The sequence below is a fragment of the Halorubrum salsamenti genome, assembly GCF_007671685.1.
In the GTDB taxonomy this organism is placed as follows: Archaea; Halobacteriota; Halobacteria; order Halobacteriales; family Haloferacaceae; genus Halorubrum; species Halorubrum salsamenti.
Map to the genome: position 1 here is coordinate 97,152 of NZ_VCNL01000006.1, position 20,969 is coordinate 118,120.

Annotated in this window: 23 protein-coding genes and 2 tRNA genes; 16 read left to right on the forward strand and 9 right to left on the reverse strand. The window is 69.0% G+C overall.

Going from position 1 to position 20,969, the window contains the following annotated elements; genetic code table 11:
- Positions 1-231: 231 nt before the first annotated feature.
- From nucS to FGL94_RS15340, 4 genes are all read left to right on the forward strand, one after another.
- Positions 232-999: an endonuclease NucS gene (gene nucS / locus FGL94_RS15325; protein WP_144927258.1), complete on the forward strand. Its 768-nt coding sequence runs from the start codon at positions 232-234 to the stop codon at positions 997-999.
- Positions 1,000-1,157: 158 nt separating this feature from the next.
- On the forward strand, positions 1,158-1,688 hold the full coding sequence (locus FGL94_RS15330; protein WP_012659307.1) for a 50S ribosomal protein L16: 531 nt from the start codon (positions 1,158-1,160) through the stop codon (positions 1,686-1,688).
- A 142-nt stretch (positions 1,689-1,830) separates the two neighbouring features.
- Positions 1,831-3,885, forward strand: coding sequence for a DEAD/DEAH box helicase (locus FGL94_RS15335; RefSeq protein ID WP_144927261.1), 2,055 nt, complete (start codon positions 1,831-1,833; stop codon positions 3,883-3,885).
- Between the two features lie 54 nt (positions 3,886-3,939).
- A tRNA-Pro gene (locus FGL94_RS15340) sits at positions 3,940-4,010 on the forward strand.
- Positions 4,011-4,129: 119 nt separating this feature from the next.
- Here FGL94_RS15340 and FGL94_RS15345 read toward each other — a convergent pair.
- Complete coding sequence (locus tag FGL94_RS15345) at positions 4,130-5,089, reverse strand: beta propeller repeat protein (protein ID WP_144927264.1); 960 nt, start codon at positions 5,087-5,089, stop codon at positions 4,130-4,132.
- Positions 5,090-5,393: 304 nt separating this feature from the next.
- Between FGL94_RS15345 and FGL94_RS15350 the strand changes: the two genes are divergently transcribed.
- A tRNA-Phe gene (locus FGL94_RS15350) sits at positions 5,394-5,467 on the forward strand.
- Positions 5,468-5,566: 99 nt separating this feature from the next.
- Entirely contained in the window at positions 5,567-6,055 is a 489-nt protein-coding gene (locus tag FGL94_RS15355; RefSeq protein ID WP_144927267.1) for a DoxX family protein, read from the forward strand.
- Here the strand turns inward: FGL94_RS15355 and FGL94_RS15360 are convergent.
- Complete coding sequence (locus tag FGL94_RS15360) at positions 6,013-6,315, reverse strand: zinc ribbon domain-containing protein (RefSeq protein WP_144927270.1); 303 nt, start codon at positions 6,313-6,315, stop codon at positions 6,013-6,015. The two genes, FGL94_RS15355 and FGL94_RS15360, sit on opposite strands and share 43 nt — an antisense overlap.
- A 72-nt stretch (positions 6,316-6,387) precedes the next feature.
- The gene (locus FGL94_RS15365; protein WP_144927273.1) at positions 6,388-6,903 is read right to left on the reverse strand and encodes a hypothetical protein; all 516 of its coding nucleotides are present in this window, start codon (positions 6,901-6,903) and stop codon (positions 6,388-6,390) included.
- Positions 6,904-7,174: 271 nt separating this feature from the next.
- On the opposite strand from FGL94_RS15365, the gene FGL94_RS15370 reads away from it, so the two are divergent.
- On the forward strand, positions 7,175-7,369 hold the full coding sequence (locus FGL94_RS15370) for a cold-shock protein (protein ID WP_004048101.1): 195 nt from the start codon (positions 7,175-7,177) through the stop codon (positions 7,367-7,369).
- A gap of 229 nt (positions 7,370-7,598) precedes the next feature.
- Here the strand turns inward: FGL94_RS15370 and FGL94_RS15375 are convergent, their stop codons facing one another.
- Positions 7,599-7,913, reverse strand: a complete 315-nt coding sequence (locus FGL94_RS15375; protein ID WP_144927277.1) for a 2Fe-2S iron-sulfur cluster-binding protein — start codon at positions 7,911-7,913, stop codon at positions 7,599-7,601.
- 188 nt (positions 7,914-8,101) lie between these two features.
- On the opposite strand from FGL94_RS15375, the gene FGL94_RS15380 reads away from it, so the two are divergent.
- The 4 genes from FGL94_RS15380 (at position 8,102) to FGL94_RS15395 (ending at position 11,504) form a co-directional block, all read left to right on the forward strand.
- The gene (locus FGL94_RS15380) at positions 8,102-9,271 is read left to right on the forward strand and encodes a DUF7093 family protein (RefSeq protein WP_144927280.1); all 1,170 of its coding nucleotides are present in this window, start codon (positions 8,102-8,104) and stop codon (positions 9,269-9,271) included.
- Between the two features lie 127 nt (positions 9,272-9,398).
- A complete protein-coding gene (locus tag FGL94_RS15385) occupies positions 9,399-9,782 on the forward strand; it encodes a DUF5611 family protein (protein WP_144927343.1) in 384 nt (127 codons plus the stop codon).
- Between the two features lie 164 nt (positions 9,783-9,946).
- Positions 9,947-10,402 (forward strand): universal stress protein, encoded by a 456-nt coding sequence (locus FGL94_RS15390; protein WP_144927283.1) that lies wholly within the window; start codon positions 9,947-9,949, stop codon positions 10,400-10,402.
- Between the two features lie 121 nt (positions 10,403-10,523).
- Complete coding sequence (locus FGL94_RS15395; protein ID WP_144927286.1) at positions 10,524-11,504, forward strand: ROK family protein; 981 nt, start codon at positions 10,524-10,526, stop codon at positions 11,502-11,504.
- A 62-nt stretch (positions 11,505-11,566) separates the two neighbouring features.
- Here the strand turns inward: FGL94_RS15395 and FGL94_RS15400 are convergent, their stop codons facing one another.
- Positions 11,567-12,577 carry a PrsW family intramembrane metalloprotease gene (locus tag FGL94_RS15400; protein ID WP_144927289.1) on the reverse strand — a complete coding sequence of 337 codons (1,011 nt, stop codon included), beginning with the start codon at positions 12,575-12,577 and terminating at the stop codon, positions 11,567-11,569.
- 129 nt (positions 12,578-12,706) lie between these two features.
- Here FGL94_RS15400 and FGL94_RS15405 point away from each other — a divergent pair, with 129 nt between their 5' ends.
- Together FGL94_RS15405 and FGL94_RS15410 are read left to right on the forward strand one after the other, a co-directional pair.
- On the forward strand, positions 12,707-13,159 hold the full coding sequence (locus FGL94_RS15405) for a DUF7532 family protein (protein WP_144927292.1): 453 nt from the start codon (positions 12,707-12,709) through the stop codon (positions 13,157-13,159).
- On the forward strand, positions 13,156-14,625 hold the full coding sequence (locus FGL94_RS15410; protein WP_144927295.1) for a DUF402 domain-containing protein: 1,470 nt from the start codon (positions 13,156-13,158) through the stop codon (positions 14,623-14,625). The genes FGL94_RS15405 and FGL94_RS15410 overlap by 4 nt, the downstream gene beginning before the upstream one ends.
- A gap of 103 nt (positions 14,626-14,728) precedes the next feature.
- Here FGL94_RS15410 and FGL94_RS15415 read toward each other — a convergent pair whose 3' ends face one another.
- The 3 genes from FGL94_RS15415 to FGL94_RS15425 all read right to left on the reverse strand — a co-directional run bounded on the left by FGL94_RS15415 (position 14,729) and on the right by FGL94_RS15425 (position 16,218).
- The gene (locus FGL94_RS15415; RefSeq protein ID WP_008005609.1) at positions 14,729-15,055 is read right to left on the reverse strand and encodes a NifU family protein; all 327 of its coding nucleotides are present in this window, start codon (positions 15,053-15,055) and stop codon (positions 14,729-14,731) included.
- Between the two features lie 128 nt (positions 15,056-15,183).
- Complete coding sequence (locus tag FGL94_RS15420) at positions 15,184-15,510, reverse strand: hypothetical protein (RefSeq protein ID WP_144927299.1); 327 nt, start codon at positions 15,508-15,510, stop codon at positions 15,184-15,186.
- A 105-nt stretch (positions 15,511-15,615) separates the two neighbouring features.
- On the reverse strand, positions 15,616-16,218 hold the full coding sequence (locus FGL94_RS15425; RefSeq protein ID WP_144927302.1) for a 2Fe-2S iron-sulfur cluster-binding protein: 603 nt from the start codon (positions 16,216-16,218) through the stop codon (positions 15,616-15,618).
- Positions 16,219-16,365: 147 nt separating this feature from the next.
- On the opposite strand from FGL94_RS15425, the gene FGL94_RS15430 reads away from it, so the two are divergent.
- On the forward strand, positions 16,366-16,848 hold the full coding sequence (locus tag FGL94_RS15430) for an RNA-binding protein (protein ID WP_144927305.1): 483 nt from the start codon (positions 16,366-16,368) through the stop codon (positions 16,846-16,848).
- A gap of 83 nt (positions 16,849-16,931) precedes the next feature.
- Entirely contained in the window at positions 16,932-17,771 is an 840-nt protein-coding gene (locus FGL94_RS15435) for an endonuclease/exonuclease/phosphatase family protein (RefSeq protein ID WP_144927308.1), read from the forward strand.
- Between the two features lie 17 nt (positions 17,772-17,788).
- On the opposite strand, the gene FGL94_RS15440 is transcribed toward FGL94_RS15435, so the two are convergent.
- Positions 17,789-18,472 carry a DUF1028 domain-containing protein gene (locus FGL94_RS15440; RefSeq protein WP_144927311.1) on the reverse strand — a complete coding sequence of 228 codons (684 nt, stop codon included), beginning with the start codon at positions 18,470-18,472 and terminating at the stop codon, positions 17,789-17,791.
- A gap of 421 nt (positions 18,473-18,893) precedes the next feature.
- On the opposite strand from FGL94_RS15440, the gene FGL94_RS15445 reads away from it, so the two are divergent.
- Positions 18,894-20,969, forward strand: coding sequence for a PrkA family serine protein kinase (locus FGL94_RS15445; RefSeq protein ID WP_144927315.1), 2,076 nt, complete (start codon positions 18,894-18,896; stop codon positions 20,967-20,969).

Below are 20,969 nucleotides of genomic sequence, written 5' to 3' on the forward strand. Positions count from 1 at the left end.
GGAGCGAACGAAGTGAGCGAGCGACTGAGGACCGCAGCGAGCGTGCGCCCGCCTCGCCGGCTGGGCTTTGGAGGGGTTCACCGAGCCGTCGGCAGGAGCGATTTATAAATAATCGGCAGAGAGGGCGATCTCGTACAGCCAACCACCATCAACAACGGCGGTGGATACACATCCACATACACCGACCTCGCCCTCACGCCCTTTTTGAGCGACAACCCCCTACACGTATCAGTGACAGTCACGAGCGTCCACGACCCGAGCCACCGCGAGGCCCTCTGGGAGCTGGAGGACGCCTTCGAGCGCGGCGATCTGATCAGCGTCTTCGGCCGCTGCACGGTCAGCTACGAGGGCCGCGCCGCGTCCGACCTCGGCGCCGGCGACCGCCTGCTCGTGTTGAAGCCCGACGGCGCCGCCCTGGTCCACACCGACGAGGGGCGCCAGCCGGTCAACTGGCAGCCGCCGGGCTCCGAACACCGCGCCGCGGTCCGCGAGGGGCGGCTTCGCGTGCGTTCCACGCGAACGAACCCCGACGAGACGCTGACGGTCCGCTTCGAGCGCGTCCACCACCTCTCCGCGATGGCCGTCACGGGCGGGCGCGACCTCACGCTCCACGGGAGCGAGGAGGACCTCCGGACCCGGATCTTGGAGCGCCCGGAACTCGTCGAGCCGGGGTTCGAACCCCGCGAGACCGAGCGCCCCTCCAGCGCCGGGCCGATGGACGTGTTCGGCGTCGACGCCGACGGCAACCCGGTCGTCGTCGAGCTGAAACGCCGACGGGTCGGCCCGGACGCCGTCGGGCAGCTCGCCCGGTACGTGCGGGCGCTTCGGGAGGAGCTGGGGATCGAGGAAAGAGGCGACGACGAGTCCGACGTCGACCGCGGCGACGATGACCCCGTCGTCCGCGGAATGCTCGTCGCTCCTTCGGTTACCGATCGGGCCGCCGAGCGACTCGCGGAGCGCGGGTTCCGCCACGTCGCGCTCGACCCGACGCCGGAGTGATCGGGCGGCGTGACGCGGTCGAGTGACGTGGCCCAGTGGCGTGCCAACACCCATCGCGATCCGTCGGAGAACCGTCGCTACCCTCCGACGAGCCGACGACGGCGGCGTGGTATCGAAGGCTTTATCGCCGCAGCGCGGGCTACATCGGACAAGTAGCCATGTCTGACAAACCCGCCTCTATGTATCGGACGATCGACAAGCCGTCGTACACCCGCCGCGAATACATCACGGGCATTCCCGGCTCGAAGATCGCGCAGCACAACATGGGCGACCTCTCCGCGGAGCCGGACGACTACCCCGTCCAGATCAGCCTCCGCGTCGAGGAGGAGCTCCAGATCCGACACGGCTCGCTCGAGAGCTCCCGGCTCTCGGCGAACCGCCACCTCATCAAGGAGCTCGGCGAGGGGAACTACAAGATGACCCTCCGCAAGTTCCCCCATCAGGTCATTCGGGAGAACAAGCAGGCGACCGGCGCCGGCGCGGACCGCGTCTCCGACGGGATGCGGCAGGCGTTCGGCAAGCCGGTCGGGACCGCGGCGCGGCTCAACAAGGACGACATCGTCTTCACGGCGTACTGCGACGTCGAGCAGGCGTCCGTCGTGAAGGAGGCGTTCCGCCGCGCGTACAACAAGCTCTCCCCGCCGTGCCGGATCACGGTCGACCGCGGCGAAGAGCTGCTCGTCTCGTAGCGACCGCCGACGATTCCCGTCGTTCGAGGCGGCCCCCTTTTCCGTGCGATCGCTTCGCGTAGCTCTGGGCACGGCGCGCACGACGCCGGCGCCGATCCCCGAGCCGAACACCTGAAATACCTCGCTCGCGTACCGAACGGCAGTGTCACAGCAGCTGGCCGAGGTCGAGACGCTGTTCCTCCACGAGGCGCGGAGCGACTACACCGTCGTCGCGAACCGGGACGGTAACCGGGTGCTCCGCGGGCGGCTCGAACTCAAGGAGACCTCCGCGGGCCCGCGGCCGGGCAAGTTCCGGGTGATCCGCGACGGCGAGGACCACCCGCGTCAGCCCGACGAGTTCGTCGACCTCGCCCGCGCGGCCGGTCGGATCCGGATCTCCGAGCAGACATCTCCCGAGAACCGGAAGCGGCTGAAGGAGATGCTCGACGGCTACCAGCTGGAGGCGACGGCGGTCCGGACTTGCCGACGCTGCGCGAGCGACGGTCGGTACGGCCCAATCACGAGCGAGGGCGCGATCGAGCACAACGGCGAGCTTATCTGCCGGGACTGCGCCCGCCGGGAGCTGGAACGGGAGCTGTCGTACAAAGGCGAGTTCACGGGCGCCGCCGAGGAGCGCCTCGAAGAGCTCCTCTACGAGTCGGGGGACTTAGACCGGATCGTCAACCTCCTGCAGGGCGGACTCGACCCCGACCTCACGAAGTACGACGAGGTGTCCGCCAACGTCGACGACATCTCGCCGGTCCGGACCGAGGACCTGGACCTGCACCCGGATCTCTCCGCGCACCTCCAAGGGCGCTTCGAGGAGCTGCTGCCGGTCCAGAGCCTCGCCGTGCGGAACGGCCTGCTCGACGGCGACGATCAGCTCGTCGTGAGCGCGACCGCGACCGGGAAGACCCTCGTCGGCGAACTGACGGGGATCGACCGAGCGCTGAAAGGCGACGGGAAGCTCCTCTTTCTGGTCCCGCTCGTCGCGCTCGCCAACCAGAAGCACGAGGACTTCGAGGACCGCTACGGCGACCTGCTGAACGTCTCGATCCGGGTCGGCTCCTCGCGGGTGAACGACGACGGCAACCGCTTCGACCCGAACGCCGACGTGATCGTCGGCACCTACGAGGGGATCGACCACGCGCTCCGGACCGGGAAGGACCTGGGCGACGTCGGCACCGTCGTCATCGACGAGGTCCACACGCTGAAGGAGGGCGAGCGCGGTCACCGGCTCGACGGACTCATCTCGCGGCTGAAGTACTACAGCGAGAACCGGATGGAGACGCATTCGGGGTACGACGGAACCCAGTTCGTCTACCTCTCCGCGACCGTCGGCAACCCCGAGTGGCTCGCCGAGAGGCTCCGGGCGACGCTGATCGAGTTCGAGGAGCGCCCCGTCCCCATCGAGCGCCACGTCACCTTCGCGGACAGCCGCGAGAAGGCCGACATCGCGGACAAGCTCGTGAAACGCGAGTTCGACACGAAGTCGTCGAAGGGGTACCGGGGGCAGACGATCATCTTCACGAACTCCCGGCGGCGCTGCCACGAGATCAGCCGGAAGCTCCGGTACGACTCCGCGCCGTACCACGCCGGGCTCGACTACAAGCGCCGGAAGAAGGTCGAGCGCCAGTTCGGCAATCAGGACCTCTCGGCGGTCGTCACCACCGCGGCGCTGGCCGCCGGCGTCGACTTCCCCGCCTCGCAGGTGATATTCGACTCGCTGGCGATGGGGATCGAGTGGCTCTCCGTTCAGGAGTTCTCCCAGATGCTCGGCCGGGCCGGCCGACCGGACTACCACGATCGTGGCCGCGTCTACCTCCTCGTCGAGCCCGACGGCGTCTACCACAACTCCATGGACCGCACCGAAGACGAAGTGGCGTTCACCCTCCTCAAAGGCGAGATGGAGGACGTGGCGACCCACTACGACGAGACCGCCGCCGTCGAGGAGACGCTGGCGAACGTCGTCGTCGCGGGCAAGAAGGCCAAGCGGCTCAACGACCGCATGATCGGCGACGTGCCGACGAAACACGCGATCGGCAAGCTACTGGAGTGGGAGTTCATCGACGGCTTCGAGCCGACGCCGCTCGGTCGCGGGATCACGCGGCACTTCCTCGCGCCCGACGAGGCGTTCTTCATGCTCGATGCGATCCGGACGGGGACCGACCCCTACCAGATCGTCGCCGACCTCGAACTGCGCGACGACGAGGAGTGAGAATCCGCCGCGCAACGAAACGCTTTACCGGCCCATGCGGGTACGTATGGGTGCGGGACCGTGGGTTAGTGGTATACTCCGGGCCTTGGGTGCCCGTGACCCCGGTTCGAATCCGGGCGGTCCCATCCTGCTGCTGCGAGCGATACCGCGAGCAGCAGCAGCGGAGAGGATCCGAAGCAGGGAGCGAAACGGAGTGGAGCGACCGAGGTTCGAATCCGGGCGGTCCCGTTTTCGCTGTTTCTCGTTACCGCTCCAGCACCGTCCCGCTCGCGCCGACGGCGTAGTCGCGGTCGCCGTCGAACGCCGCGACGGCGCGGAGGTTCTGGCCGGAGGGCGTGTCGACGACGCTCCAGACGCCGTCCTCGCGCTCGGCGACGGTGCCGCTCCCGCCGACCGCGACTCCGCCGGCGTCGCCGGTGATCACGTCTTTCAGGCCGGCCTCGGCGATACGGTCCGACCGCCACTCGACGCCGTCGTAGACGTAGAGCGAGCCGCTGCCGCCGACCACGGTCGCGTCGTCGGGGGCGTCGGCGTCGAGTCCGGCGAAGGTCGTGTCGGCGTCCTCGATGCCGAACGGCTCCCACGTGGTGCCGTCGTCGGTGCCGAACACCTTCCCGTTCGTGTCGATCAGCGTTCCCGCGCGGGCGCCGTAGAAGTCGACGGCGGGGATACCGGAGCCGGACCCCGGCGTGAGGTAGTTCCACGTGCCCTCCTCGCCGTTCTCGAAGCTGTAGTAGACCAGCCCAGAGTCGTCGACCACGTACACGTCCGCGTCGCCCGCGGGGCCGGTGACCGCGACGGAGTTGAACTGGTTGGAGGCCCCCGTCGGCTTCGATCGGTCGGCCAGGTTCCCGGTCGCCACGTCGTACTCGCCGACGGCGCCGCTGTTGCCGACCATCCAGAGCCGCTCGCCGTCGTCGGTGACCGCGGCCCCGTAGAGGCCGTTTCCGTTACCGGAGACGCCGCCGCGGAACACGGTCTCCCAGCCGGCCGCCGTCCGCTCGATCAGCACGCCGCCCGCGCCGACCGCGTGCGGGTTCGTTGCGGTGTACCGGACGTCGTGGAGAGTCCCGTCGACCGGGGTCTTCGCGGCGGTCCAGTCGGAGGCCGACTCCTCGTCCGCCGACACGACGCCGGGGACCGCGGCGGCCGCGACCGATGCGCCTGCGAGCTTCACGACCGAACGTCGAGTGTGTCGGGTCATCGCATCTGGGCGTTGGCCGGGAAGGGTAGTAAAAACCGGAAACCGTGGCGCTGAATTGAACTGATTTCAGGCGACTTGATCGGATTTTATCGGATCAACGGACGGTGTTTTCAAGTAAGCGATCGAAACGGCCGGTGCTTTGAAGTAGAGAAACGAATTGCGCCGGGATGACCGTCTCGCACGGGGGCGGACCGGACCCGATCGATATCGGCGCGCGGTCGTCGACGACGGCGACGCGACTCGCCGATCCGGCCGCGGCCTTTCGAAATCCTTTTGTCTCGAATCGACGTTGGTCCGAGTGCGAGCCGCCTTAGCTCAGATTGGGAGAGCACTCGACTGAAGATCGAGCTGTCCCCCGTTCAAATCGGGGAGGCGGCATTTTCCTGCTGATCTGCTTCACGAGGCGCAGCTGAACGTCGAGCCGCCCCGTCCCAATCGGGAGGAACGCTCATTAGCCGTCCGTCGCTATCCACGCGGGTGAGCGACGACGGACGCGCCCTCGACGATCCCGACGACGGACCGCTCGTCAGCCGGAAGCGCCCGCTTCGCTACGCGATGAGCGCGGCGTACGTCATCGCGGGGATCGCGCACTTCCTCGCGCCGAAAGCGTTCGCGCGGGTCGTCCCGCCCGGGCTCCCGAAGGCCCGCGTCCTCGTCTACCTCTCCGGGATCGCGGAGATCGGGTTGGGGCTCGGGGTCGCGTGCGATCGGACGCGACGCGGGTCGGCGTGGGGGATCATGGCGCTACTCGGCGCCGTCTTCCCCGCGAACGTCTACATGGCGACCGACGACGTGGCGGCCGAGTTCGCTCCCGACCGCCTCTCGGGGGTCGCCCGCGCGGCGGCGTGGGCGCGGCTCCCGTTGCAGGGCGTGTTGCTGCTGTGGGCGTGGTGGTACACGCGGCCCGATTCGGTCGACGACGGTCAGCCACCGGGACGGAGCGGCGACGCGCAGCGGCGACAGTAGTCGAACGCGCCGTCGTTTTCGGCCCCGCACTGCGGACACGTCGTCGAGGCTTCACCGTCCCCTCCGACCTCGTCCGGATCGCGGAGCACCCGATCGTACTCCTCGTCCTCCGCGTACGGCTCCAGTTCCCCGGACCGACGCTTGTGGCGGATCTCGCGCGCGTCGCCGACGATGCCCCAGAGAACGCGGACGCCGAGCCCCAACGCGACGAGCAAGAGCGCGCCCGTGATCGCGGCGTAGAGGAGTCCGAGATCGATCATGCGGGGGAGTACGAGCCGCAACGGGAGATACTGTGGGGTGATCGCACAGCACACGGGCTCGGTCGAGAGCGCTCAGTACCGGAGCGTCGCGTCGAAGATGCCGGCCGTCTGCCCGGCGCCGACGACCGCGAGCGCGACCGCGGTCCACGTCGCCGAGGGCGCCAGCGCGACGCCGACCGCCCCGGCGACACAGCAGACGGCGCCGAGGTCGTAGATCCGCGCGCCCGCCGCAACGCAGTCCCGAGTGCGTGCGAACCCGGCCGCCGGGAGGAGCGCCCAGCCGTACAGCGAGACCGCAAGCAACGCGTCCGGCAGGACACCGAGGGAGTCACCGAGCGCGAGGAACCCTGCGACCCCCGCGAGCGTGACGGGCGTGCCCGCGAGGATCACGAGCTTCCACGTGAGGAGCACACCGCTCGACATGTCGCGCCACGAGGCGGCGACGAACGCGACGATCAGGGCGCTCATGACGACGTGCGCGACGAACAGCGCGCGCGGCGAGACGACGCCGAGCACCGTCGCGGCGGCGACGAGCCAGGCCGCGGGCACGAGCAGCGCCGGACCGTTCTCGCGGAGGGGTCGGAACACGGCGGTGCGGTTCGGCGCGGTCGGGCATAAGCGTCGGGGCGATCGCTCGGGAGCGCCAACGGCCGCAGATGTATCCCGATGCGGTCCAATCGCGGCTCTGGAGCTTTTTTGACGCTGAATCGCCGGATCAGTCGGAGTTACGCACCGAGTCCGCGTGTACGGTCACCGATTGTCTCGACAACCGGATAGATCGAGACGTATGTTCGCCGACACCCGTGGTAACTGTACACTCGCAATCCTTATCTCCTGACGAGACGTCCGTGAGGATGCAATGGCGACCGGAAAGGTTGATTTCTTCAACGACACTGGCGGCTACGGATTTATTGAGACTGACGACGCTGACGACGACGTGTTCTTCCACATGGAAGACGTCGAAGGGCCGGACCTCGAAGAGGGCCAGGAGCTCGAGTTCGACATCGAGTCCTCGCCCAAGGGGCCGCGCGCGTCCAACGTCGTTCGGCAGTAAGCCGATCCGATACGGTGGGTCGGTCCGGCTGACGCCGAACGCGACTCTGACACGCGACAACGAGACTTCTGCCCGCCCCGGATTCACGTCCGACGCGGGCCCTTATTACGACACTGAGCGTCGCTGCCGCCGATCGAGGCGCCACGGGAGAGGCAGGTGGGCCGCGACGACGAGCGACGGCGGCGGGCGTGGTTCGGTATAGAAAACGTAGCGCAGCGTGACCACTGAATCAGATGTGCTGCCCGAAGAGTCCGCGACCCTTCGTCACCTCGACGTCGCCCTCGACTTTCGTCTGACACGCGAGGCGAACGTCGTGACTCGGGTGGTGTGGCGGGAACCAGAGGCGAGCCTTCTCTTTTTTACCGGGATCGCTCACCTCGCCGTCGACCTGGACCGCACAGGATCCACATGATCCCGCACCGCGGCAGTTGAGCTGCTTCATTTTGCCGTTGTACACGGAGAGGCCGGCCTCCGCCAGCACGTCGCGTAGCACGGCGCCTTTCTCGCACTCGATCTCCTCTCCTTGGTAGGATACGGTCGGCATGGACGATCGAGTGGTACGTGAGCGAGCCACAAAGAGTCGTCGGGGACGGCAACCCGATCGTCGGACGGCGCGACCGGACTGTCCCGCGGGAGGCAATAGAGTGCTCTCGCTCCGGCGCGAATCCCGTCTGCCGGGCGTCGGACGACGGACGGGGCGTTTTTTACCCTCGGAACCGCAGGTGAAGCGTAATGGGACTCAGGTGTCTGCTCGGGCACGATTTCGACGAGCCCGAACTACGGCGCGAGCGCGAGGAGGACGGGAACGAGGTCGTCACCACCGTCACCGAGGTGAAGACCTGCGCTCGCTGCGGCGAGACGCAGGTGGTCAGCGAGAACACCGAGGTCACGACGATGGAACAACTGACCGACGAGGCCACCGCCGCGGGCGACGAGCTAACGGGGCGCGACGCCGGACCGGGGCGCGAAACGCCCGGAACCGGCGTCGAGGAGGGCGGCTCCGACGGCACCGAATTCGGAACCGACGCGGGGACTGCGGCCGCGGTCGGGCTCGATGACGGCGGCGACATCGGCGGCGACGACGCCGTGATCATCGACGACGGGTCAGAGACCGACGACGCGGCCGACGGCCCCGCGGAGCCCGGGGCGATGGATGCCGGGCCCGCGGAAGCGGAACCGGGCGATCCGGATACGCCGGTCGCGGGCACGGAGGCGGACGTGGATCCGGACGCGGCCGCCGAGGATGACGACGCAGAGCTGATCGATGACGGGCCGTCGGGCGCGGGCCACACCGGGGACCGCGAGAGCGATCTCGACGGCGGGAACGGCCTCGAACGCGACGACGGCGAGTACGCGGCGTACCCGGAGGCCGAGACGACGGACGCGCCCGCCGACGAGGAGCGCGCCGAGACCGACGACGGCGTGATCCTCGACGAGGAGGACGAATCCGCGGACGACCGCGAGCGCGGCGCGTGGCCCGACGTGGACGAGTCGGACGAGGGCGAGGGAGAGACGACGCCGTGGCCCGAACACGGCGGCGAGGACGAGGGGTTCAGCGCCGAGGTCGGCGACGGCGACGCGGGCGACGTGGAGTTCGGCGGCGGGCTCACGCCCGAGACCGCCGATTCACCGGCCGGCGACGAGGACGCGGAGTACGTCGAGGCGCCGGCGCAGACGCCGGGCGAGGCGGACGGAGCGGCCGGGGCCGGCGGCGCGGTCGACGAGGGCGCCGGGATCACCCGCGGCGACAGTCCCGACCTCGAGACGTCGACCTCCGAGGTGACGACGGAGTACTACTGCCCTGAGTGCGAGATGACCCGCGCCGCCGACGGTAACTCCATGCGCGCGGGCGACATCTGTCCCGAGTGTAAGCGCGGGTACGTCGACGAGAGACCGATCTGAGCGCGGACCCGTCGCGAGCGCCTCCACCCCCGAACGCTCGGCCGCGCGCCGGTCTCGATCCGGCGGCGAACCGGACGAAGACCCCGTGACGAAACTGGTTTACGGCCCCCTGACGAACGAACGCGGCATGAAGGAGTATAAGATGCGCCGCGGCGAGCATCTGGACGATCGCATGCCCGACCTGAAAGGCTCCGTCGAGGAGTACTTCGGCGAGATTACCGATACGGAGGAGTGGCAGGGTCACGAACTGTACGTCGTCGAGGACCCCGAAAACCCCGTTTTCGACCGCATTGTGGCCGGTGCGGCCGAGTACGGTGGCAAAAAGGACAAGCTCGCTGTGCACTTCGAGGAGCGTCCCGCCGAGGATGTCATCGCGGAGGGGAACGCCGACGCCGCCGCCGACGCGGTCGACGCGAAAAACGAGTTCCTGCTGGAGGCGACCGGACGCGACGCGAAGTCTCGGCGCGACTCGCTGAAGCGCGAAGTCGAGGACGACGCGCCCGACTACTGAACGGAGAGTTCGCTCTCGGCGATCCCGGTTTTCGACGGTTTCGGCGCGTCGCGAGCGGCGGCGCCGTCGGTCCAGCGAGTGTCAGGATCGATCGGTAGAAAAGTTTATTCAGAATCGAGTTAATTATTCGGAGGTTTTAAGCCGCCGGGGAGCGAAGGGGAAGTATGAGCATCGAGACAGTCATGCTAGCGGTCGGAACAGAAGACGAGAAACGAACCGAGCAGCTCGCGAAGGAGGCCATCGCGGTGGCTGAGCCCGCGGGCGCGGAGGTCGTGTTGACCCACGTGTTCACCGACGAGGAGTTCGATGCGGTCAGATCGCGGCTGGGCGTCGACGAGACGAGCGAGGGGTCGACCCCCGACGCCGTCGCCGAGCGACACACGACTACGCGGGCGCTTTCGGAGACGCTCACCGAGGCCGGCGTGTCGCACTCGGTCCGCGGCGCGGTCGGCGACCACGCCGACGAAGTCGTCGAGGCGGCGTCGGCGGTCGGCGCCGACCGCGTCGTCGTCGGCGGGCGCCGCCGGTCGCCGACCGGGAAGGCCGTCTTCGGGAGCGTCGCCCAAGAGGTCATCCTCTCGTCGCCGTGCCCGGTGACGTTCGTGCGCTCGGCGTCGTAATCGCGCGTTCTTCTTTTAACCCCCCGAATCGCCGGATATTTGCGAGACAGAGAGGGTGCACCCCGGCGAGTGTCCTCCTGAAGCGTCCCGCTTAAGTGATACCGGTTCGCGGGTTTACCCGATGTACTACGTGGGCGTCGACCTCGGCGCGACCAACGTCCGGGCGGTCGTCGGCGACGAGACCGCGACCATTCTCGGATCCGACTCGCGGGGGACCCCGCGCGGGCCGAACGGGATCGCGGTCACCGAGGCCGTCCTCGGCGTGATCCGCGGCGCGTGCGATACCGCCGGAATCGACCCGACCGCGGCCGTCGCGGCCGGGATCGGCTCGATCGGTCCCCTCGATCTGGCGGCCGGCGTCGTGCAGGGGCCGGCGAACCTCCCGGACACCGTCGAACGGATCCCCCTCGTCGGCCCGGTCTCGCAGCTGTTGGAGACCGACGAGGTCCACCTCCACAACGACACCATCGCCGGCGTCATCGGCGAGCGGTTCCACTCCGAGCGCAACCCCGACGACATGGTGTATCTCACCATCTCCTCGGGGATCGGCGCGGGCGTCGCCGTCGACGGCAACGTGCTCTCCGGGTGGGACGGCAACGCCGGCGAGGTGGGCCACATGACCGTCGATCCGCACGGCTTCATGACCTGCGGGTGCGGGCTCGACGGCCACTGGGAGGGGTACTGCTCGGGCAACAACATCCCGAAGTACGCCCGCGAACTCCACGCAGAGGACCCGGTCGAAACCGTTCTCCCGATCGAGGACCCCGACTTCTCCGCGATCGACGTGTTCGAGGCGGCCGGCGAGGACACCTTCGCCGACCACGTGATCGATCAGGTCGCCCACTGGAACGCCATGGGAGTTGCCAACGTCATCCACGCGTACGCCCCGCTGGTCGTGAGCGTCGGCGGCGCGGTCGCGCTCAACAACCCCGAACTGGTGCTCGACCCGATCCGAGAGAAGCTCGCCGACATGGTGTTCATCAACGTCCCCGAGGTGCGGATCACCGATCTCGGCGACGAGGTGGTCGTGAAAGGCGCGCTCGCGAGCGCGCTCACCGGCGGCACGGGCGACCGATCGCGAGTGGAGTCGCCGCCAGGATAAGGGGTGAGTCGAGGGGAAACGGACCGGCGGGGAGCGGGTCGTCGAGTCGGCGGCGGAGCCGTTCAGTCCTCGAACTCGGTCATTTCGGGCTCGATACCCGGATCGACCGCGTCCCGCGTCTCGAGGTACGCGTCCCGGTACCGGCGGAGCTTCCGCAGGAGGACGTACCCGAACGCCCCCTGAAACAGGATCACGAAGACGAACAGCGCGGCGACCTGCGGGAGCCCGGTCGCCAGCGAGAGCACGGTCGTGACCGGCCCGACCAGCGAGTTGTACAGCGCGTGGATCACGGCGGCGATGACGAGCCCCTTCACGACGATCGGGCCGCGGTTCTCGGGGTTGAACTTCGCGAGCCCGAGGTAGTACCCGGCGAACGCGGAGTAGATGACGTGTCCGGGGCCGGCCAGCGCGCGCAGCGCGGCGATCCCGTCGCCCGCGCCGAGCGCGGCGAGGCCGAGCGACAGCTCGGCGATCTCGACGGTCTGCGCGATGTACACCAGGTTCTCGATGACGGCGAACCCGAGTCCGGCGATCGCGCCGTACACCGCGCCGTCGATGACCGCGTCGAACCGGTCGTCGGTGTACGCGTACAGCCGGACCGCGAGCAGCTTCACCGACTCCTCGATCGGGCCGACGATCACGAAGAAGAAGAGGACGAGCCCGGGGAACCCGAACGGGTCGAAGTACGGCTGCGCGACGCTGTTGAGGAGCGCCGCGAACGTCGCGGTCAGGATCGACAGGAGGAACGTCGCCACCAGTAGGGAGAGCGGTTCTCCGGTGGTCACGTCGGAGACGTATACGTACGCCGCGAGGCCGAGCGCCGGGATCGCCGAGAGCCCGACGAGCATCGCGACCGCCGGGTCGAAGACCAGTCCGAGCCCGAAAGAGCCGAGAATCGCGAGGAGCCCGAGGAGCGCGACGAAGACGACGAGCGCCTTCGCCGACCGGGTGATGAGCCAGTGTAACGCGACGGAGAGACCGTCGAGGGAGGTGCGCTCCTCCCACGTGGCGATGTCGTAGAGGTCTCGGTCGCCGTCGGAGCGCGATTCGACCGGGTCCGACCGTGATGACATGTCGCCCGGTTCGGACCGAAGTGACTTAAGCCGTGGCGGGATTTCGGGTGGGAGCAAGCGCGACTAATCCGGTCACGTCGGCTCGACGGAGGCCGACAGGATTGAAACCGCGGCGTCCGAAGGGTCGGTATGCACTTCGACGCACGGACCCAGCGAGCCCTCCGCGAGGCGGGGCTCGACACGGACGCGATCGCGACGGCGTCCGATCGAGTCGCCGAACTCGTCGACGAGGACGCCGACCGCCTCCGGGAGTTCTTCGCGCCGGCGGGGTCCTACTACTCCGACATGGAGATGGCCCACAGCGCGGCGGATACACAGGAGCACGCGACGGCCGACGTGGATCTGTTCACCCACGGGAGCGACCTCCGCGGCTACCTCTCGCTCGACGGCTGGGGGGTCCCGGTCGAGGGCGGGCGGGTGTTGCGGACGGCGGAGACGGGATCCGACGGCGAAGCGAGAGACGACGGCGAAGCGGGATCCGACGGCGAGAACGACGACGAGACGCCCGTCCTCGTCGAGCTCTCGCTCGGCGCGACCGTCCACGACCGCGTCCGGTTCGCGCGCGACCCCGACGAGCTATGAAGGCCCGGGTGCGCGGCATCTACGCGACGGCGCTCACGCGGGCCCTGCTCGACGCGAGCCACGAGGTCGTCGACGCCTCGCCGCCGATCAGGCGACGCTTCGAGGCCGAGTTCGGAAGCGGGGCTCCCGACGCGCGGATCGCGACGACCGAAGACCGGCAGGGCGTCGGCGCGCACGGCGAGCCGGACGCGGTGGCCTCCCTCCGCGACCTCCTGACCGAGGCCGGGCTCGACGCGCTGGCGTGGAGCGACCCGACGCCGCCCGGAACCGTCCTCGACGGCGAAGTGACCGAGACGCTCGGCGGGGGGGCGGTGGTACGGCTTCGGGTCGGCGACGGTGAGGAGGCTGGCGCCGGAGGCTCCGCGGGGACCGCCGAGGGATACCTCCCGTACGGAAGCGTCGACGACCGAATCGAGACGGGCGACCCGGTCCGGGTGCAGGTCCGCGAGTCCGCGGCGCCGTGGACGGACCGCCGCCCCGAGCTAGACGGGTCGCTGCGGGCGGACGGCGGGCTCGTCGCGCTCGAACCGGGCTCGGGAACCCGCGTCGACGTGCGGAACGACGAGGCCGCCCGAGAGCTGTCGGGGATGCTCGACCTGCTCGGGTTGGAGCCGCCGGAGGGCTGGCGCGCCGTCTGGAAACCCCCCGCAGTCGACGCGGGCACCGAGGAGCTTCGGGCCGGACTCGACCGGGGAGTCGCGGCCGCGGAGGGGCTCGACGACGCCGTCGATGCGGCCGGGGGTACCGGCGTCCTCGACGGGTCGGATCTCGTCCGCGAGGAACCGCTGGCGACCCCGAACGCGGGCGTCTGGGTGTGGTTCGGGCGCGCGAGCCGGTTCGCGCTCGACGACCGTCGCCGCGAGGCGACCGCGACGATGCCGGGCCACCACCGCGTGAAGGCGGGGTCGGCGGACGCGTCCGCGGGCGTCGACCTCGCGGAGGCGCTCTGCGAGCCCGACGCCGACGCTCAGTTCCCGTTCGGAGTCGTGACGGACGCGTTCGGCCCGGCCGAGGGCGACGCGCTCCGGCTCGAACACGGGAAGCCCGACGGCCGGCTGATCACGCTGGGAGAGGCGACGGTGACCGCGGTCGACGCCGACGGCTCGGTCGCGGTCGAGCGCGAGATGACCGGCGGCGGCACCTACGACGGGCTGGACGTGTCGCGCGAGGCCGGCGACGTGGCGGAGACGAGCCTGAAGGAGGGCCGGTGGTGGTACCCGACGACGTACCGCGGGCGCGACGGGACGGTGCGCGGGACCTACGTCAACGTCTGTACCCCGGTCGAGGTGTTCCCTGACGCCGCGCGCTACGTGGACCTCCACGTCGACGTGGTGAAGCTCCCCGACGGGACCGTCGAGCGCGTCGACGACGACGAACTCCGGGAGGCGGAGGCGGCCGGCGAGGTGCCGAAGCCGCTGGCGGAGAAGGCGCGGAGCGTGGCGTCGGCGCTGGAGAACGCGCTCTGAAAGAGGGGACCGACGAGGGGGAGGCCGGCGACGACCGCGGCCCGCTCGCGGCGCTCCCGTTCACGCCGCTGTGAGGGTCGACGCGAGCGTCCGGCGGGGTGCTTTAAAAGTGGTTCGCGGACTCGGTCTCGTGTTTCAGCTCGCCGCCGCGGCCGCCCTCGACGGTGGAGGCGCCCTGATCGCCGGAGGAGGCGCTTCGGACCGTCACGTTCTCCACCTCGTCGAAGTCCATGATCAGGTCGCGGCGGATGTTGTCGGCGGTGATGTTCGAGATGCCGCAGCCGGAGCAGGTGCCGCCGAGCTCGACGACGACCTCGCCGGTCTCGGCGTCCGCCTCGCGCACGACGCTCGTACCGCCGTGCATCTGGATGATCGGCATCTGTCCGACCATCCACTCCTCGACCCGGTCCGCGAGGCTCTCGTCGCTCATTACTGTACCTTCGCGGCCGAGCCTATGGAAGCTTGCGGTTTGCGAGCACGGAAAATCCGAGAAAGGAACTGTGTCATCGTCGATCCCCCGGGAGCGGGTGTTCGGAACGGGTTTCGATTACCCGCCGGCTACTCGTCCGGGCGGTCCGCATCTTCCCCGTCGCTCGGAAGCCGCGTCGGGTCCGCCGGGCCGTCGCCGTGCATCGAGTCGTCGCGTTCGAGGAGGTACAGAAGCGGCCCCAGCGCCGCGACCACGAGCACGCCGGGGATCGGCGCGTCGGGGACGAGGAGGGCGGTGGTCACGGCGACGCCGGACGTGACGAGCACGAAGGCGGTCCACAGGAGCGGCGATCCGAGGTCGACGCCGACGCGGTCGGCGTCCCGGTAGACGAGCGCGGCCGCGACCGCGGCGAGGAAGGTGGCGATCCCGACGCCGAGGACCGTGGTGACGGACATACCGATCGTTCGGTCGAGAGGAGAAAAAGGGTGTCGCGAGCGGGCGAGGGACGAAACGGGGGGTGAAACAGAGAGCAGCGAGATACCAGCCGGAGAGCGCGACGCCTACGGCGCCTCGCCGGTCTCGATGCTGAAGGAGTCGCGGGGGTACGCGACGCAGGTCAGGGTGTAGCCGTCGTCGATTTCGGCCTCTTCGAGCATCTGCTGGTTGTCGTGCTCGACGAAGTCCTCGGAGGGACCGTCGGCGATCCGCCCGGCGCAGGAGACGCACTGGCCCTGGCGACAGGCGTACGGGAGGTCCCACCCCTCGTCTTCGCCCTGTTCGAGGATGGGCTCGTTGTTGGAGAGTTCGACGGTCTCGCCCTGCTTGACGAACTCGACCTCGAAGTACTCGACCTCGTCTTCGGGGATGTCGCCGGGACCGGAGCCGCCGGCGTCACCGTCCTCCAGCTCGCCCTCCTCGCCGTCGCCGCCGGCGGGAATCGCCCCGCCGCCGCCACCGCCGCCGATCGAGCGGTTCCCCGGCTCGGGGAACTCGGTCTCGGGCACGGCGGCGGCTCGCTTTTGGAGTACCTCATCCGAGATGTCCGTCGTCGGCTCCCAACCCGTCCCCTTCAGCGACCCGACGAGGACGACGAGCAGCGTCGCGACCACCGCGAGGACGATCGCCGGCGGGTTCGCGATCGTCGTGATAAGCGGATTGAGCATACAAACGGATATGAAGAGGTGGTTTAAGGCCGTTTTGATCGGTCCAACTGCGTGAGAGGGCCTCGACACCGGGGTGCCGGGGCGCTAATCTCCGACGACTGCCAACGGAGCGGTCCATTTATCGGCCGAGCGGCCGACTGGGCGGGCATGGAAGTGAAATCGCGGCACCACCTCCGGAGCGACGACATCACGGCGATCCGCGAGGCGGTCGCCGACCACCTCGGCGTCGACATCGACGGGGACACCTTCGAGTTCGTCGAGTTCGTGGACGCGAACTACGAGCTCGTGTTGGTCGACGGCGACCCGGCCGTCTTCTACGTCGACGACGACGAGCCGTTCCTCACCGTGCGGGGCGCGAACGACTACGAGCCGGAGACGGGGATCGTCACGGTCGACGCGGGCGCCATCTCGTTCGTCTCCGACGGCGCCGACGTGATGCGACCCGGTATCGTCGAGGCCGACCCGGAGATCCGCGAGGGGGACCTCGTCGTGGTCGCCGAGGAGACGCACGAGAAGGTGCTCGCCGTCGGCCGCGCGATGGTCGACGGCGACGACATGGCCGGCGACAGCGGGAAGGTCGTCGAGTCGATCCACCACGTCGGCGACGAGCTGTACGAGTTCTCGGCGTAAGCGGGCGCGATCAGGATTTACTTATAAACGGCACGAGCGATCGCTCCGCGCCTTTTAATCGCCTCGCCTGTGACACCACGACAATGACCGCGATCCGGGTGCTGAGCTACAACGTCCGCTACGCCAACGGCGGGGACCACCACGACGCGTGGCACGATCGCCGGGACGCCGTCGGGCGGGTCGTCCGCTTCCACCGACCGGACGTCGCCGCCTTTCAGGAGCCGCTGCCCGATCAGCGCGAAGACCTCCGCGAGCGACTCCCGAGCTACGAGTTCGTCGGGCGCGGGCGCGAGGCCGACGGCGAGGGAGAGGGGTGTCCGATCGGGATCCGAGCCGACCGCTGGGAGATCGCCGACAGCGACACGTTCTGGCTCTCCGAGACGCCGGACGAGCAGTCGACCGACTGGGGCGCGGACTACCCGCGGATCGCGACGTGGGCTCGGGTCCGAGCGGTCGGCGACGACACCGCGCTCCTCGTCGTCAACACGCACTTCGACCACGTCAGCGCCCACGCGCGCCGCGAATCGGCGCGACTGCTCCGTGAGCGACTCCCGGAAATCGCGGGGGCGGACACGAGCGACCCCGTCTCGACGCCCCCGGTCGTGCTCGTCGGCGACCTCAACTGCACGCCGGGGTCGGATCCGCACCGGGCCCTCGTCGGCGACGGTTCGGAGGCGGGCTCGAACGCCGCGACGGACGGTCCCGGGATCGCGCTCCGCGACGCGGCCGCGGCCGCCGACCTCCGGCACGGCCCGGAGACGAGTCTCACCGACTTCGCCCGACTGATCGACGGGCGCCGGATCGACCACGCCCTCGTGTCGCCCGAGGTGGACGTCGGGGCGTTCGCGACCCTCGCGGACCGCGACGACCGGGGGCGGTACCCCTCGGATCACCTGCCGATCCTCGCGCGGCTGGACGTGTGACGAGCCGGCGCCGATCGCTACTCCCCGTCCGCGTACTTCTCTAACACGGTCTCGTAGCCGCGCTTGGCGGTCTCGTACGTCTCTCGGAGATCTGCGATCGGCGTCTCGCTCGCGTCGACGCGGAGGTCGTTGTAGTACGGGTCGTCGGTCTCCGTCTCCGTGTTCGTCACCTGTAGCGCCGCGGACTGCACTTCCAGGTCCTCCCGCTTGTCGCCGCCAGTCTCGTGGCCCGCCGCGAGCGCGTCGATCAGCCGCTCGGCCAGCGGGGCGTCGCCGTGGGCGTCCGACTCGTAGGCGGCCGCGGCGTCGTCGATCACGTCCCCCCCCGTCAGGAGGTTGCCCGCGACGGTGTAGTTCTCGCCGACGACGTGGCCGTACCAGTCGTTGCACTCGTCGCCGGAGAACGCGAACGTCCCGTCGGCGTCGACGCCGTGGAGCTGGCGCTGGGGCTTCCCCTCGTCGGCGTTCAGGAGGGCCTCCAAGGCGTCGTCGACCGCGAGCCCGTCGCCGAGGTACTCGATCCCCTTCCGCCCCAGTTCGACGTTGACGAGCGACTGGGTCGCCACCGCGCCGTCCGCCGACGCGAACGGACACAGCGTCCCGACTCCGGGCAGGCGCGTGGTCACCGCCACGCCGTACCGGATCTGGTCGCCGCCGTCGTCGTCCGTGTACCGCTCGCGAACGCAGATGCTGAACGTCACACCGGTCGTGGGGCGGGGACCGGCAAAAGACTGCGCTCCGGGGGCGGCGTTTCCGGTTCCGACCGGTCACGAGATCGATCTGCGATCACACACCTCCGTTTTATGCCCGCTGCGTGCCGATTACGCCCGGATCTGGAGACAAAACCGCATGGCGCAGACGGATTCGCGGATATGTGTCGTGTGTGAACTACCGACACACTTATGAGTGAGAATCCCTCCCATACATATAGCCTCGGTTACGGGCGAAACGGCGACCCGCGTCGGGTCCCTCTCGACGACAGCGGCGTTCGCGGCTTCATGAGCCGTCGTTCCGGCACGGAGAGCCGCGCCGCTCTCCAGCGCGGGGCGACAGCGACGCCGGGCCGCTGATCGACCGCGGTGCGGGCGCGAGGCCGCTCGCCCGTCCGAGCGACGTGATACAATGCCAAACCGACACACGCTCGAACGGCTCAGCGAGGAGTACCGGACGAACGTCCCGGACGACCTCCGGGAACCCCGCTCGTTCGACTGGTACCTCGACGCGCTGTACGAGGAGCCGCGGATCGCGCGGAACGCTCACCAGCGCGTCGCGGACATGTTCGATCACTACGGCACCCGATACGACGAGGAGCGCGGCGTCGTCGAGTACGGGCTCGCCGCGGACGACCCGCTTCACGACGGCGAGAACGTCTTCTACGGCCGGGAAGTCCACGAGGCGATCCACGAGTTCGTCAACAAGGTGAAGTCCGGTGCCCGCGGGCTCGGTCCGGAAAAGCGGATCAAGCTCCTCTTGGGCCCCGTCGGGTCCGGCAAGTCGCACTTCGACTGGCTGGTCCGCCGGTACTTCGAGGCGTACACCCGCGAGGAGGCCGGCCGGATGTACACCTTCCGCTGGGTGGACCTCTGTTCCGTGATCGACGACCAAGACCCCGGCGACGACGTGGTGCGGTCGCCGATGAACCAGGACCCGCTCGTGCTCATCCCGCGCCCCCAGCGTGAAGACGTGATCGCCGAGATCAACGAGCGGCTCGACGCCCCGTACACCCTCCGGAACGACCAACACCCGGACCCGGCCTCGGAGTTCTACCTGAACGAGCTGCTCGCGCACTACGACGACGACTTGGAGCGCGTCCTCGACGAACACGTCGAGGTCGTCCGGCTCGTCGCCGACGAGAACCGCCGGGAGTGCATCGAGACGTTCGAACCGAAGGACAAGAAGAACCAGGACGAGACGGAGCTCACCGGCGACGTCAACTACGCGAAGCTCGCCGTCTACGGCGAGTCCGACCCGCGCGCGTTCGACTACGCCGGCGCGTTCTGTAACGCCAACCGCGGGCTGTTCTCCGGCGAGGAACTGCTCAAACTCCAGCGGGAGTTCCTCTACGACTTCCTCCACGCCTCCCAGGAGTCGACGATCAAGCCGAAGAACAACCCGCGGATCGACATCGACCAGGTGATCGTCGGTCGGACGAACATGCCGGAGTACCGCGAGAAGACGGGCGACGAGAAGATGGAGGCGTTCAACGACCGCACCAAGCGGATCGACTACCCCTACGTGTTGGAGTACGAGAGCGAGTCGGAGATCTACCGCAAGATGCTCGACAACGCCGACGTGCCCAACGTCCACGTCGAGCCGCACGCCTTAGAGATGGCCGGGCTCTTCGGCGTGCTCACCCGGCTGGAGGAGCCGACGGACGAGACGGTGAGTCTCCTCGACAAGGCGAAGGTGTACAACGGCGAGTTAGAGGACGAGGAGATCGACCGCCGGAAGCTCCGCGAGGACGCCGCCGAGTCCGCCGACGTGGGCGAGGGGATGGACGGCATCTCCGCGCGGTTCGTCGGCGACGAGATCGCCGAGGCGATCATGGACGCCACTCACCGCGACCGCAACTACCTCTCGCCGCTGTCCGTCTTCGACCACTTCGAGGCGAACCTCGGCGGTCACGGCTCGATCGACGAGTCGGAACTCGACCGCTACGAACGGCTCTTAGAGACCGTCCGCGAGGAGTACCGCGAGCGCGCAATCGAAGACGTGCGTCACGCGTTGGCGTACGACGTGGACGAGCTCCGTCGACAGGGCGAGAAGTACATGGACCACGTGATGGCGTACATCGACGACGCCACCGTCGACGACGAGCTCACCGGCCGCGAGACCGAGCCGGACGAGACGTTCCTGCGCGCGGTCGAGGAACAGCTCGACGTGCCCTCCGACCGCAAGGACGACTTCCGGCAGGAGGTGTCGAACTGGGTCTCGCGGCGCGCCCGCGAGGGACGCGGCTTCGACCCGCGGGAGAACGACCGGCTCCGGCGCGCCTTAGAGCGCAAGCTCTGGGAGGACAAAAAGCACAACATCAACTTCTCGGCGCTGGTCTCTGCGACCGACCTCGACGACGAGGAGCGGAGCGCGTGGGTCGACGCCCTCGTCGACCGCGGCTACTCCGAGGACGGCGCCGCCGAGGTGTTGGAGTACGCTGGCGCGGCCGTCGCCCGCTCCGAGATCGAAGACGGTGGGGGCTGA